The sequence below is a fragment of the Geomonas sp. genome, from assembly GCF_056994735.1.
Genome location: NZ_JBXKJL010000438.1, coordinates 1 through 14,671, shown reverse-complemented (window position 1 = coordinate 14,671; position 14,671 = coordinate 1). Strand labels below are relative to the sequence as shown.

Genomic DNA, 14,671 nt, shown 5'->3' with positions numbered 1-14,671 from the left:
GACCAGATCGAGATAACCTATCGCAGGGCGGTCGCCATTTCCGTGGAAAAGAAATAGCTAACGGCGGAACCCTTTTCCCCGACGACCAGGCCGCGGCCATCGGCTCCTGCAGGGAGGTGGCCGCGGTTCTTTCAGTCCGGCCCGATGGTGGCCTTCGTCAGCCATTCCATCGGGCGGGCGAGCCCTAAGACAGCGGCCGGTATACCGCCGCACCGACCACGGCAGGGGCTCGACTGCCGTACCGGCCGGACAGAAGACCGAACAGGGAGGTTGCCCACATGACCCCCGGAAAACAGGCTGACATCGTACGCACCACGCTGGCCGTGCTCTTCATCGGCATCCTCATCACCTCGAGTTTCTGGATCCTGCGCCCGTTCCTCACCGCGCTGGTCTGGGCAACCATGATCGTGGTGACGACCTGGCCGCTCATGCTTCGCGTACAGAAGAGGCTCCTCGGAAAGCGGTGGCTGGCTGTCACCGCGATGACGGTGGCACTGCTGCTGCTGCTCATCGTCCCGTTGACCCTCTCCATCATCAGCATCATCGAGAGGTCCGACGAGATCGTCGACTGGGCAAAATCGCTCGCCACCCTCAAATTGCCGCAGCCACCGGCCTGGCTCGAGCAAATCCCCGTCATCGGACCCAAGGTCACCGCCCAGTGGCGGCAGATCACCCTCGGCCAGGGAGAGCTGGCCCAGCGCCTCGCTCCGCACGCCAGAGACATCGGAAAGTGGCTCGTTTCCCAGGCGGGGAGCATGGGGATGATGATCGTTCAGTTCCTCCTTACCGTGATCATCAGCGCGGTCCTCTTCACCACAGGCGAGAAGGCTGCCACCGGGGTGCTGCTCTTCGCCCGGAAACTGAGCGGTGGCTACGGCGAGGACGCCGCCATCATCGCCGGCAAGGCCGTCAGGGGCGTGGCGCTCGGTGTTGTGCTCACCGCCATCATCCAGTCGGTTCTGGCCGGCATAGGGCTTCTCGTCGCGGGGATTCCGGCCGCCATGATCCTCACCGCCGTGATCTTCGTCCTCTGCGTGGCCCAGGTCGGCCCCGGACTCGTGCTCATCCCGGTAATCGTGTGGCTCTACTACAACGACCAGCCGGTCTGGGGGAGCGTCATGATCGTCTGGACCATCTTCGTCGGCACCATCGACAACTTCATCCGCCCCGTTCTCATCAAGAAAGGGGCGGATCTCCCGCTGTTGCTAATCTTCGCCGGCGTCATCGGAGGGCTGATCGCCTTCGGAGTGATCGGGCTCTTCATCGGGCCGGTAATGCTCGCCGTGACCTACAACCTCCTCCAGGCCTGGGTCACGATGGTCCAGCCTGAGCAGGAAGAGTCCCCGCCGGAAGAGGGGCGCGCGGAATGAAAGGAGTTCTGACGATTCCTGATGTGCCGTCTACCAGCCAAAGGGGGTGACCATGTCGAAGAGGGATGCCATGCCCGTAGTCACGCGTGGGGCTCTCTTGCTGAGCGTGCTCCTGCTCTGGGGGTGTGAGCCGTTGACGCACGACACATCGAGCCTGCTCCTTCCTCAGTTTCAACGCTCCGAGATCGTCGGCGTGGTGGCGGGATTCGGAACGACCTTTGCCGCCGTGCCCGACCTGGTCAAGATGATGAAGCGGCGGTCGAGCAGCGGCTTCAGTCCGACCATGGCGGGGATCATGGCGGTTTTCCAGGTCCTTTGGGTCTATTACGGCCTCTTGATCGTTTCGCGGCCGGTCGTGGTCTGGAACCTGGTCGGCGTGGGGATCAACCTCACCACGGTGATCGCCTATCTTCGATTCGCCCGCAGGGAGAGGAGGCAGGCAAAGCAGTGAAGGGATCTCCTGCGCGTTAAAGGCCTCTGGAGTACCGGCTGTGAGGCAGCGGGCAAGGAAAGGAGCATGTATCATGAGGAAATCACTGGTTTCCGCTCTGGGGGCGGCGGCAATCTGCACGGCCCTCACCGCCTGCACCGGGCTCGGGCCGGCTACCGTCGCCCGCGACCGCTTCGATTACACCACGGCTGTCTCCGAGTCGTGGAAGAGGCAGATGCTCCTCAACATAGTCAAGATACGCTACGGCGACGCCCCCATCTTCCTCGATGTCGCCTCCATCATCAACCAGTACCAGCTGCAGACCGACCTGAACGCCTCCTTCGGCTGGTCTTTCCCGCCAAGCGGCAACAACCAGAGAGTCGGCGTCGAGGGGAATTTCATCGACCGCCCCACCATCACCTACACCCCGCTGACCGGCGAGAAATTCGCCCGCAACCTGATGACCCCGGTAGCCCCCGCGACCGTCATGAGCCTGGTCGAAGGGGGGTACCCGTTGGACCTCGTCTTCCGGATCATGGTCCACTCAGTAAACGGCATTCAGAACCAGTTCGGGGGCTCCGCCCGTGCGCGGCGGGCCGACCCGGAGTTTTATCCGCTCATCGAGAAGCTCCGTCGCATCCAGGCTTCAGGCGCGGTCGCCCTGCGGGTGAAAAAGGAGGAAGACCGCAACGCCCTGGTCATGGCCTTCCGCAAGCGCGTGGACCCCGAGGTGGAGAAGGAATCGAGAGAGGTGCGGCGGCTCCTCGGCCTGAAGGAAGATGCGGGCGAATTCAGGGTGGTCTACGGTTCGGCGCCAAGCAACGACAAGGAGGTTGCCCTGCTGACCCGCTCGATCATCGAGATACTGAGCGACATTTCCTCGACCGTGGAAGTCCCTCCCCAGCACGTCTCGGAGCAGCGGGTTCCAGCCACCATGGTGCCGGAGGGCGAAGGGATCAAAGGGACCATGATACGTATCCTCTGGTCCAAGGAGAAGCCCGGCGACGACTTCGCCGCCGTCCCCTACCGGGACCACTGGTTCTGGATCGACGACCGGGATTACCGCTCCAAAAAACTCTTTTCCTTCCTGATGTTCGCAATGACCCTCACCGAGACAGGCGGCAAGGAGGGGGCTCCGGTCGTCACCATCAATGCCGGGGGGTGAGGGATAATTTAGAGATCGGCGACGGTTGGAAGAGTGCGGGACGAAATATCGTCCTATGGATGATATCCCGTCCCCGCTTGGGTTCGCGGCCCGGCCAGGGAGCGGCCGGATCGGGAAATCTCTTTTAACATCAGCGCATTGGGAGCCCTGGAGCGAGGAGCGGGCGATGGCATGTTTCTGGAAAAGTAAAAATGTTCGCAGATGTATCTCACACGCGGCAGGGAAGCCGCCTGCATCGATTCCTGCCGGAGCAAAGGGAGATAACATGAACGACTTCCAGTTTCTATCTCTGCGGGTTGGTGCCGCGTCGCGTCTTTTTACCGGCACCCTCTTCTGTCTTGCGACCTTATCTGCGACCGGCTGTCATAAAAAGCAGGAGGCGGCCGCGCCTCAGCCGCCGACGGTAATAGCGACCGAAGTGGTCGCCAGGGACACGCCGATCACCTTCGAATATGTCGCCCAGACCCAGAGCTCGCGCCAGGTGAACATACAGGCCCGGGTGAACGGCTTTCTCGAAAGACGTGTCTATACCGAGGGGAGCATCGTAAAGGCGGGCGACGTACTTTTCTACATGGACAAGAAACCGTTCCAGGCGCAGGTCGACGCGGCTGCGGCGGCTCTGGCGAGGCAGAAAGCGGCCATGGAAACGGCGCGCCTGAACCTTGCGCGCACCAGGCCCCTCACCGAAAAACACGCCCTTTCCCAGAAGGATCTGGACGACGCCACAGGCGCCTATGAATCGACGCGGGCGGCCGTGGAGATGGCCAAGGCCCAGTTGCAGACCGAGCAGCTGGACCTCTCATACTGCACCATAACCTCCCCCGTGACGGGCATCACCGGCGCTGCCAAGCAGCAAGACGGCGCCTACCTCAATACGCTGAACAGCCAGCTCACCACCGTGGCGGTACTCTCCCCCATCTGGGTAAACTTCAGCCTCTCGGAGAACGAGTTGAAGAAATACCGCGACGAGGTTGCCCAGGGTCAGATTCGCCCCCCGAAGAACCACAACTACGTCGTCGAGGTGGTGCTGGTTGACGGCTCCGTCTTTCCTTATACCGGCAAAATCACCTTCGCAGCGCCGTCCTACGATGAGAAGACCGGTACTTTCCTCCTTCGTGCCAGCGTTGCCAACCCTAATGGTGTGCTGCGCCCGAACCAGTACGTGCGTGCACGCCTTAAGGGAGCCACCAGGCCGAACGCGATCGTCGTCCCGCAAAGGGCGGTGCAGCAGGGGGCCAAGGGACACTTCGTCTGGGTCGTGAACAATCAGAGCAAGACGGAATACCGACCGGTGGTGGTGGGCGACCTGACGGGGGATGACTGGTTCATAACCGAAGGTCTTAGGGCAGGCGACAGGGTTGTCGTCGATGGCGGCCTTGCCCTGCGCCCCGACATGGTTGTGACGGTGAAGAGCTCTGGAACTCAGCCCGCGTCCGGCCCGGCGAAGGCTGCCGAACCGAACCCCACCCCGGCGAAGAAGGCCGACTGACAGAGGAGGGGCGTCATGTTTTCCAAGTTCTTCATCGAGCGGCCGATCTTCGCGACAGTCCTCTCGCTCATCATCGTGCTGGCCGGCCTGGTGGCGATGAAGGCCCTGCCGATCGCCCAGTACCCGACGATCACCCCGGTGCAGATCCAGGTGACCACCACCTACCCCGGCGCCGACTCGAAAACGGTCGGCGATTCGGTCGCGGCGCCCATCGAGGCGCAGATAAACGGCGCCGACAACCTCCTCTACATGACCTCGACCAGTTCCAATACCGGCCAATTAACCATAACGGTCTTCTTCAACCTAAAAACGAACCCCGACATCGCGCAGGTGGACGTGCAGAACCGGGTGAACCTGGCGATGCCGCAGCTTCCCGAGGCCGTCAAGCTGTACGGCGTCTCGGTGCAGAAGAAGTCGTCCACCCCCCTGATGATCATCTCGCTGTTCAACAAGGATGGACGCTACACCCCCGAATATGTGACCAATTATGCCAACGTGTACGTGCTCGACGCCATCAAGCGGGTGAACGGCGCCGGCCAGGCGCAGATATTCGGGGTGCCTGACCAGGCGATGCGGATCTGGATGAACCCCGACCGGATGGCCTCCCTCGGCATCACGACCAACGACATCCAGACGGCGGTTGCCAATCAGAACGCCCTGTTCGGGGCGGGCCAGGTGGGATCGCAACCAAACGACGGCAAGGTGCAGATGACCTTCCCCGTGGTCACCCAGGCCCCCTTCATCAAGCCTTCCGAGTACGAGAACATCATCCTGCGCGCCAGCCCGGACGGCAGCGCCATCGTCCGCGTCAAGGACGTCGCCCGCGCCGAAGCCGGCCGCCGGCAGTACATCGACGACAACCGGCTAAACGGAGCGCCTGCGACCCCCATCATCATCTACCAGCAGGCCGGAGCCAACGGACTCGAAGTGTCGAAGGGGGTCCGCCAGGTCATGGATGAGATGAAGAAGACGTTCCCCGCCGGCATCGAGTACACCATCTCCCTGGATACCACGGAATTCGTGCGGCTCTCCATCGAAGAGGTGATCCATACCCTTTTCGAGGCGATCATACTGGTGGTGCTCGTCGTCTATCTCTTCCTGCAGAGCTTCCGGTCCACCATCATCTGCACGGTCGCCGTTTTCGTCTCGCTGATCGGCACCTTCGCAGGGATGCTCGCCATGGGGTTCTCCATAAACCTGTTGACGCTGTTCGGCATCGTGCTGGCGATAGGCATGGTGGTCGACGATGCGATTGTCGTGGTGGAGAACGTGGAAAGCAACATGGCCAAGAAACATCTCCCCCCCAAGGAGGCGACCATCGTAGCCATGGAGCAGATCAGTACCTCCCTGGTCGCGGTGGTGCTGGTCATGGCTTCGGTCTTCATCCCGGCCGCCTTCCTCCCCGGCACAACGGGGCAGCTCTACAAGCAGTTCGCCATCACCATCGTCGTTTCCGTGGCCCTTTCCGGTTTCGTGGCGCTCACCCTTACCCCGGCCATGTGCGGGGCCATACTGAAGCACAAGCCACCCCCGCAGAAAGGGCCCTTCGCCTGGTTCAACCGCGGGTTCGACCGCTTCACCCTCAAGTTCGGCGACGCCGTGGTGCTCATGATCAAGCGGATGTCGGTGGCCTTCGTGCTACTTGCCGTGATGATCTGGGCGCTGGTGCACCTGTTCAGGACCATTCCGACGAGCTTCGTGCCGAACGAGGACCAGGGGTATATCTTCACGCAGCTCATTCTGCCCGACGCGGCGAGTCTCAACCGCACCGTGCAGATGGCCAAGAAGGTGGACGAGCTGTTCGCCAAGAATCCGGCCGTGGAGAACCGGAACATGATCAACGGGTACAGCCTGATCGACAGCCAGTACAAGCCCAACGTGGCGACCTTCTTCGTGACGCTCAAAGAGTTCAAGGAGCGTTACTCCTCGAAGGAGCGCGCCCGCAAGGAGAACGCCGAGGCCGTTTTGCGCGATATCGGCGCAAAAGCGCGCAACATCAAGGATGGGACGACCATACCGATCGCGCCGCCGGCGATCCCGGGGATCGGCACCACCGGCGGGTTCGAGTTCTGGATTCAGGACAAGGGGAGCGGGGACCCGGCGCGCCTTAACGAGCTCGCCCAGCAGTTCCTCGCCAAGGCCCGGCAGCGCAAGGAGCTAACCGGCCTCAACACCACCTTCCGCGCCGCCTCGCAGCAGATGCGGGCCGAAGTAGACCGATCCAAGGCGGTGCTGCTCGGCGTGCCGGTCGCGGACGTCTACAGCGCCCTGCAGGCCCAGTTCGGCTCGATCCAGGTCAGCCAGTACAACGAGTACAGCCGCGTCTGGAATGTCATTCTCCAGTCCGACGCTCCCTACCGCAAGACCCCTGCCGACATCACCCGGCTCTACGTGCGGTCGACCAACGGACAGATGGTGCCGTTGTCGGCCCTGGTGACCACCACCTACGTCACCAACCCCGACCTGATACCGCATTTCAACGGCTTCCCGGCGGCCCAGGTGACGGGGAACGCCGCGCCGGGATTCAGTTCCGGTGAGGCGCTGAAGACCATGGAGGCGGTGGCGACCGAGGTGCTCCCCCAAGGCTACGGCTTTGCCTGGTCCGGCATGGCCTACGAGGAGAAGAAATCGGGGGGGACCTCGGCCGCCGCCTTCGCCTTCGGCCTGGTCATCGTCTTCCTCCTCCTGGCTGCCCAGTTCGAGTCCTGGACCCTGCCAGGCTCGGTCATGACCGCGGTTCCCTTCGGCATCCTCGGCGCCCTGGCGTTCAACTGGATGCGGGGCTTAAGCAACGATGTCTACTTCCAGATCGGTCTCCTGGTGCTGATCGGCCTGGGGGCGAAGAACGCGGTCCTGCGGGTCACCTTCGCCGTCGAGTTGCGCGAGCAGGGTCTCTCCATCATGGACGCCACGGTCAAGTCCGGCGAGGAGCGGTTCCGCCCCATCATCATGACCTCGCTGGCGTTCATCTTCGGCGTGCTGCCGCTGGCCCTCGCCACCGGCGCCGGCGCCAATGCCCGCCACTCCATAGGGACAGGCATCATGGGGGGGATGATCGGGGAGGCCACCCTGGCCATGCTCTACGTGCCGCTCTTCTTCTACATCTTCGACAGGCTCGCCGAGCGCAAGAAGAAGAAGGCGCCTGCTCCCGAAGAGTCTCCGCCCTCTGACCATCCAGGCGCAAGCGCCCCTAAGGGGCGTGAAGCTGTAACTCTTCCCGAAGGGGGTGAGTGACATGTACAGACTTCTCATGCTCGCATTGGTCGCCTCCCTGACCGGATGCATGGTGGGCCCGGACTACCGCCGCCCCGCACTTGACATCCCGCAGTCCTTCCATTTCGAGGAGAAGGAGGCGCGCGACACGGCGAATACCCGATGGTGGCAGGGTTTCCAGGACCCGGTGCTGGACGGGCTGGTCGCCGAGGCCCTGGCCAATAACAAGAACGTCAAGATCGCCGCCGCCAACGTCGAGCAGGCCGCAGGCCTCCTCACCCAGACCCGCGCCCCCCTCTTTCCCCAGGCCAGCTACGCCGGCAGCGTCTCCCGGCAGCGCCTCAGCGAGAACGATGCCATACCGGTCGCGCCCGGTGTCTCCAACCCGTTCACCACCTACCAGCTTTTCGGCGGCGTCACCTGGGAACTCGACCTGTGGGGGCGGGTCAGGCGCCTCACCGAGTCCGCTCGCGCGAACCTCCTTGCCACCGAGGAGGCGCGCCGGGGGGTGATCCTCTCCCTGGTCGCCTCGGTCGCAGGAAGCTACCTGCAATTGCGCGGTCTCGACGAGCAGTTGGCCATCGCCAGGCGCAACCTCTCCGCCTATGGCGAATCGGTCAATCTCTTCGAACTGCAATTCAAGTACGGCCAGATCGGCCAGATGATCGTCGAGCAGGCCCGGAGCCAGTACGAGACCGCGGCGGCGGTGGTTCCGCAGTTGGAATCGCAGATCGTGCTGTTAGAGAACTCCCTGTCGATCCTCCTCGGCCGTAACCCCGGCCCGATCGCGCGGGGTAAGACGATCTATCAACTGGCCGCACCCGAGGTTCCGGCCGGCCTGCCTTCGCAGCTCCTTGAACGCCGCCCGGACCTGGCCCAGGCCGAACAGAACCTGATCGGCGCCAACGCCCAGATCGGCGCGGCCAAGGCCCTTTATTTCCCGACCATCTCGCTCACCGGCGGCTTCGGCTTCGAGAGCGACAAGCTCTCGGACCTGTTCAAGGGGCCGTCCCGGATCTACAGCTACTCCGGATCCTTCACCGGGCCGATCTTCACCGCCGGCGCCATCTCCGGCCAGGTCCGGCAATCCGAAGCGTCCCAGCAGGCCGCGCTCATCGGCTACCAGGCTGCGATCCAGAGCGCCTTTGCCGATGTGGAAAACGCCCTCAGCACGCGGGGAAAACTGGTCAGCCAGGTCCAGGCCCAGGAACGGCTGGTCAGGGCGAACATGGAGTACGAGCGGCTTGCCAAGCTGCAGTATGACGGCGGCTACGCCCCCTATCTCACGGTGCTCAACGCCCAGCAGCAGCTCTTCCCCGCCGAACTCAATCTCGCCCAGTTGCGCGCCTCGCTCTTTACCTCCTACGCCAATCTCTACAAGGCGATGGGGGGGGGATGGGTTACCGAGGCGGACCGGCTGACGGCACCAAGCCCGGTCCAGCCGATCGGCGCTCCGCCGGTCGAGGGCCAGGGCAAATGAACCTTTCCCTTTCCGCCATAGCCAGAAGGTCGGCCGATTTCTGGCTGGGGGAGGAGGGTCTTTCGGCTTTTCTCTATCTCCTTTTTATGGCCTTTTTTCTCGCCCCGTTCGTCGAAGGGACGCTGGTCAACACGCTCACCAGTCTCTTCATGTCGCTATTGATGGTGGCCGGGGTGGTCAACTTGTCGTCCAACTTTGCGATCAGGTTCCTGGCCGGTGTGGTGGCCTTCGCGGCCATCGTCCTGCGGTGGATGACGCACATCACCCCTTCGGCCGCGGTTTTGCGCTGGAGCAGCCTGGCATCGCTCGTCTTCATGATCCTGCTGACCGTCGGGATCCTCTTCAAGGTATTCAGGGACGACAAGCCGGTCACCGTGCACCGGATCAGAGGGGCGATAGCCGCCTATCTCCTGTTCGGCATCACCTGGGCCATCCTCTACGGCCTTCTTGACCAGACGCTGCCGCATGCCTTCAGTCTCCCCGAAGTCGGCGGCGGGTACAGCGCCGACCGGCAGGAGAACATCACCTATTTCAGCTTCGTCACCCTGGCGACCCTGGGCTACGGCGACATCACCCCCACGCATGTCGTTTCCCGCATGTTCGCCATCCTGGAGGCGCTGACCGGGCAGCTCTACCCGGCTACGCTCCTCGCCCGCCTGGTCTCCCTTGAGGTCTCGCACCGCGGCATCAGCGGGCCGGCGCCCTAGGGTCGACAGTGGGCGCAGGGGCCCGCCCGGTTGGCTGTGGCCTCACAGGTAAAGGCAAGGGCAGACCATGGAAAAACAGAGTAACCTTTTGCCGATGGTGGAGTGGCTGAGATCGTATCGGAAAGAATGGCTCCGTTTCGATCTGATCGCCGGGGTAACGACCGCGGCGGTGGTCATTCCCAAGGCCATGGCCTATGCCGCCATCGCTGGGCTCCCCCTGGTGGTGGGACTCTACACCTCGCTGGTGATGCTGGTGGTGTATGCCGTGCTGGGGACCTCCCGCCTGCTGAGTGTTACGACCAGTTCCACCATCGCCATCCTGGCCGCGGCCGTTATCGGCAAGACCGCCCCCGGGGGGGATGCCGCCTCCCTCCTCTCGGTATCGGCGACCCTGTCGCTGCTCGTGGGGTGCTTCCTGGTGCTGGGGGGGCTCCTCCGCCTGGGGGTGGTCGCCAACCTGATCTCCGACCCTGTCCTCACCGGCTTCAAGGCCGGCATCGGTCTGGTCATCGTGCTGGACCAGGTCCCCAAGCTTTTGGGGATCCACATCGCCAAAGCCGGTTTCTTCCGCGACATCGCCTCCATCATCAACCACCTCCCCGAGACCTCGATCCCCACCATGCTCCTCGCGGGGGTCATGCTCCTCCTCATGCTGGGGCTGGAACACTTCACCCCCCGGGTGCCGGCGCCCCTTTGCACCGTGGCCGTCGGCATTGCCCTCTCCGCCTATGCGGGCCTCCAAAATGCCGGGATCTCGCTGGTCGGCACGGTCCAGGCGGGGCTCCCTCCCTTCACCCTTCCCGACCTCTCCCTGGCGGGCGCGCTCTGGCCGGCGGCCCTCGGGATAGCCCTCATGAGTTTCGTCGAGACGGCGGCCGCGGGGCGTGCCTTCCTCCACAGGGGGGACCCCATCCCCGAGCCTAACCGGGAACTGGTGGCGACGGGGGTGGCCAATCTCGCCGGCAGCTTCTTCCACATCATGCCGGGTGGCGGGGGAACCTCGCAGACGGCAGTGAACGAAGGTGCCGGGGCACGCAGCCAGCTATCGGGGGTGGTCTGCGCCCTGGTCATCGTCGCCACCCTCCTCTTCCTGGCCCCCCTCTTCGGCCTGATGCCCAATGCCACCCTGGCTGCGGTCGTCATCGTGGCCAGCATCGGCCTGATCAGTCCCGCCGAGTTTCGCGCCATCAGGCAGGTCAGGACCATGGAGTTCCGCTGGGCTCTCATCGCCGCAGCCGGGGTCATGGTGCTCGGGACCCTGAACGGGCTGCTGGTGGCGGTGCTGGTTTCCCTGGTAGGTCTCATCGTCCACGCCAATACCCACCCTGTCCACGTGCTGGGGAGAAAGCCGGGAACCGGCGTCTTCCGTCCCCTCTCCCCGGAGCACCCGGAGGACGAGGTCTTCCCAGGTATCTTGCTGCTGCGCCCCGAGGGGACCTTGCACTTCGCCAACGCCCAGAGAGTCGGACAGCAGATGTGGAGGCTCCTCTACGATTACAACCCGAAGGTGGTGGTCCTCGATCTGAGCGTGGTCCCCGAGCTCGAATACACCGCGCTCAGGATGCTCAACGACGGGGAGGAGAAGCTCCGCGAAGCGGGTACCCTGCTCTGGCTGGTGGCGATGAACCCGGAGGTGGTCGCGGTAGTGCAGCGCTCCACCCTGTGGACGCGCTTGGGGCGGGAAAGGATGTTCTTCACCCTGGATGGGGCTGTAACCGCATATCTGCAGCAGGAGGGTAATCCGACTCCGAACGCGATCGGGGTGGGGGCCGCCTGCAGCGGCTGATGCAAGGGATGCGTAATAAGGGAAGGTGACCCATGGCCATCGCCACTGTCTTTGTCTTGACCCTCTTTCTCTACACCCTGGTGTCCAAACGCCTGGAGCGCACTGTCCTCACGGCCCCGATCCTCTTCACCCTGGCGGGGATGCTGTTCATCCTCGCCCTGCCCGAACACCAGATCGACCTGGAGCGGGAAAGCGTACTGAAACTGGCGGAACTGGGGCTGGTGATGCTCCTTTTCACCGATGCCAGCCAGATCGATCTCAAGACCTTGCAGACCAAACAGAGGCTGCCGCTTCGGCTGCTGAGCGTCGGGATGCTTTTGACCATCGTCCTGGGAACTCTCGCCGCGCGTCTCCTCTTCCCCGCACTGTCGCTGTGGGAGGCGGGAATCATCGCCGCCATCCTGGCCCCGACCGATGCCGGGCTGGGACAGGTCATCGTACAGAGTCCGCGGGTGCCGAAGCGGATCCGCCAGGCCCTTGACGTGGAAGCGGGATTGAACGACGGGCTCTCGGTCCCCTTTCTCATGTTTTTCATCACCGTCTCCCAGGCGGGTTCCCAGGGTGGCGGGCACGTCCTCTTACGGTATATCGGAGAGCAGCTGGGGATGGGGGCGCTGGTGGGGCTCGCCATCGGGCTGGCGGGGGGATTCCTCCTGGGGCTGGCCGGCCGCAGGGAATGGATGGCCGAATCCGTCCAGCAGCTCGGCCTGGTGATGCTGCCGATTCTCACCATCCTGGCCTGCAAGCCGGTCGGCGGCAGCGTCTTCATTGCCGCCTATGTCGCGGGGATGATGGTCCGGGTAGGCTTCAGGGGTGCCGGCACCAACAGCATCGAGTTCGCGGAGGGTTGGGGACAGCTCTTCGATTACTTCGTCTTCTTCTTTTTCGGGCTCTTCGCGGTATTTTCGTTCCCGCGGATCGAGGTGCCACACCTGCTCTACGCCATACTCAGCCTGACGGCGGTGCGGATGCTCCCGGTGGCGGCCGCCCTGGTCGGAACCGGGCTCAGCCGGTCAACCGTGCTCTTCATGGGTTGGTTCGGCCCGCGGGGGCTCGCATCCATCGTGCTCGGCCTGGTCTACCTCGAGGAGGAGGCGCGACTCCCCGGCGAGGATACCATCAGGCTGACCGTGATAGCGACCGTCATGCTCAGTATCTTCGCCCACGGCATGAGCGCTCTGCCCGGAATCGAACGTTATGCACGCAGCGTGGACGCCTTGGATGCTGCGGCTCCCGAAAAGGAGCAGGCGCGAGGCGAATAACTCGGGGGGACTAACTATGTTGCGCTTCCTGCAATCCATCTTTGGGCAGGTCAACCAGGGGAGCTATCCGGAGTCGCTCGTCACGGAGGCTATCGAGCGGGCGGTGGACGCGACGGACCCGCAGTTGCGCGCCGCATCCGGCTACAAGAAAAGGCTCAGGCCCGCGGTCATCCGCGCCATCGATCACGTGGTGGCGCTGGTGGAGGGATTGCCGCCGCCGGTGCCGCTACGACTCCAACACTACGGCGAGAACCTCCATATCAAGAGCTTCTTCATCTCCGCCCTCGACATGAAAAGGATCGTCGAGCGGGACCCATCCCTGGCCGAATTCATCCAGGGGCCGGAAGGGGGATCTCCCGAGGTCATCGCCCTGATGGCGATGGAGAAACAGGAGAAGGGCGTCTTCGGTGCGGCGCTCTCCGGCGACGTCGTGATCCGCGATGTCCCCCAGGTGACGGTCAGTTTCGACGCCCACCGCTTTCTCGACCCTACGGGGGAGGAAGGGGAAACACGCCGTCTTCTCATGCGCCGGGCCTACGACCATCTGCTCTCCCTGGCGCTCAGGCGCCTGTCCGAGGTGAAATGGGAGCGGAGCGACCTGGAAAGGCGGCGCGCGCTCCTGCAGGCCAAGCTGAACCTGCTGGAGCGGGAGGGTTGGGGATTCGAGCTGGCCGAGGGGTCTGAGAGTATCAACACGGCCGAGGTGGAGGAGCGCCTGGGGCGGCTCGAGGCGCAGCTGCAGGAGCTGGGCGGCGATGACCGCATGCTGCAGACCTACCTGGAGGTGGTCGCCGATGTGCTGGGACACCCCCAAGAGTACCTGCGGGGGAGGAGCGAAACGATCTTCGTCGACCGCATGGGGATCAAGCACAGCGAAGCCGCGGACGACGCCCCGGAACTGAAGCTGAGCGTGCTCCAGAACGCGGAAGGACGGACCCTGGTGGTGACGCTGGTTTCTCTAGAGGGTGAGGAACTGCGAAGAGGGATCCCTGAAGCCTGACAAAAACCAAGTCATGGCTCACGGATCATGTTCACAAGCGGCAAAGGAGGCTGTCATGCCAGAAACATCGCTTACCACATCGGTTGAACAGAGGCTAAGGGCCTACCACGAACTGAGCGGCCGTGCCAAATCGCTGGTTGCCGGCGCCCCGCCCAAACCTGCCATCACCATCTCCCGCGAATTCGGCTGCGAGGCGTACCCGGTCGCCGAAGAGCTGGTTAGGCTGGGGGAGAAGATAACGGGGGAACCGTGGCTCCTGGCCGACCTCTCCCTCCTCGATGCGGTCGCCAGGGAACACCACATCTCGGAAAACGTCATGCTCTCCCTGGGAAACAAGCCCCGCTGGCTCGATGACATGTTCGCCACCCTCTCACCGCACTGGAAAACCGACGCGGACTACTACCAGCTCCTCTGCGAGCAGGTGGTGATGATCGCCACCGCGGGGCACGCGGTCTTCGTCGGCCTGGGGGCGGCCATCATCACGAAAGCGATGAAAAACTGCTTCCATTTCCGGCTGATAGCGGAAGAGGAATTCAAGGTGCGCCGCATAGCCCGGCAGATGAAGATATCGAAAGAGGAGGCGGCGGTCGTGGTGATGGACAAGGAGAAAGAGAAGGATAAGGTGATCCGCAAGCTGCTGGACGCGGACGAACACGAGCCTCGCTACTACCATGCGATCTTCAATAACAGCAAGCTGAGGAAGGAGCTGATCGCCGGGACCATCGCCGACATGGTCTTCAAAAAATACGAGAGGTGACACCATGGCAGA

General features: G+C 63.4%; 12 protein-coding genes. All 12 read left to right on the top strand.

The window, feature by feature from the left end:
• Nucleotides 1–188 (top strand): hypothetical protein (locus AC11W3_RS19190; protein WP_484093561.1); only part of this gene is annotated, 188 nt, incomplete at its 5' end.
• 90 nt (nucleotides 189–278) lie between these two features.
• A complete protein-coding gene (ydiK, locus tag AC11W3_RS19185) occupies nucleotides 279–1,370 on the top strand; it encodes an AI-2E family transporter YdiK (RefSeq protein WP_484088904.1) in 1,092 nt (363 codons plus the stop codon).
• Nucleotides 1,371–1,422: 52 nt separating this feature from the next.
• Nucleotides 1,423–1,821 carry a SemiSWEET family sugar transporter gene (locus AC11W3_RS19180; protein WP_484093560.1) on the top strand — a complete coding sequence of 133 codons (399 nt, stop codon included), beginning with the start codon at nucleotides 1,423–1,425 and terminating at the stop codon, nucleotides 1,819–1,821.
• Nucleotides 1,822–1,894: 73 nt separating this feature from the next.
• Nucleotides 1,895–2,965: a hypothetical protein gene (locus AC11W3_RS19175; protein WP_484093559.1), complete on the top strand. Its 1,071-nt coding sequence runs from the start codon at nucleotides 1,895–1,897 to the stop codon at nucleotides 2,963–2,965.
• Between the two features lie 265 nt (nucleotides 2,966–3,230).
• On the top strand, nucleotides 3,231–4,454 hold the full coding sequence (locus AC11W3_RS19170) for an efflux RND transporter periplasmic adaptor subunit (RefSeq protein ID WP_484088907.1): 1,224 nt from the start codon (nucleotides 3,231–3,233) through the stop codon (nucleotides 4,452–4,454).
• A gap of 15 nt (nucleotides 4,455–4,469) precedes the next feature.
• Nucleotides 4,470–7,688 carry an efflux RND transporter permease subunit gene (locus AC11W3_RS19165; protein WP_484088908.1) on the top strand — a complete coding sequence of 1,073 codons (3,219 nt, stop codon included), beginning with the start codon at nucleotides 4,470–4,472 and terminating at the stop codon, nucleotides 7,686–7,688.
• Nucleotide 7,689: 1 nt separating this feature from the next.
• Nucleotides 7,690–9,147 carry an efflux transporter outer membrane subunit gene (locus AC11W3_RS19160; RefSeq protein WP_484093558.1) on the top strand — a complete coding sequence of 486 codons (1,458 nt, stop codon included), beginning with the start codon at nucleotides 7,690–7,692 and terminating at the stop codon, nucleotides 9,145–9,147.
• Nucleotides 9,144–9,854 (top strand): potassium channel family protein, encoded by a 711-nt coding sequence (locus tag AC11W3_RS19155; RefSeq protein WP_484088910.1) that lies wholly within the window; start codon nucleotides 9,144–9,146, stop codon nucleotides 9,852–9,854. Before AC11W3_RS19160 ends, AC11W3_RS19155 begins: the two co-directional genes overlap by 4 nt.
• 67 nt (nucleotides 9,855–9,921) lie before the next feature.
• Nucleotides 9,922–11,640 carry a SulP family inorganic anion transporter gene (locus AC11W3_RS19150; protein WP_484093557.1) on the top strand — a complete coding sequence of 573 codons (1,719 nt, stop codon included), beginning with the start codon at nucleotides 9,922–9,924 and terminating at the stop codon, nucleotides 11,638–11,640.
• Nucleotides 11,641–11,672: 32 nt separating this feature from the next.
• Nucleotides 11,673–12,902 carry a cation:proton antiporter gene (locus AC11W3_RS19145; protein WP_484093556.1) on the top strand — a complete coding sequence of 410 codons (1,230 nt, stop codon included), beginning with the start codon at nucleotides 11,673–11,675 and terminating at the stop codon, nucleotides 12,900–12,902.
• Between the two features lie 16 nt (nucleotides 12,903–12,918).
• Complete coding sequence (locus AC11W3_RS19140; protein WP_484088913.1) at nucleotides 12,919–13,902, top strand: hypothetical protein; 984 nt, start codon at nucleotides 12,919–12,921, stop codon at nucleotides 13,900–13,902.
• Between the two features lie 55 nt (nucleotides 13,903–13,957).
• The gene (locus AC11W3_RS19135; RefSeq protein ID WP_484088914.1) at nucleotides 13,958–14,659 is read left to right on the top strand and encodes a cytidylate kinase-like family protein; all 702 of its coding nucleotides are present in this window, start codon (nucleotides 13,958–13,960) and stop codon (nucleotides 14,657–14,659) included.
• Nucleotides 14,660–14,671 lie beyond the last annotated feature (12 nt).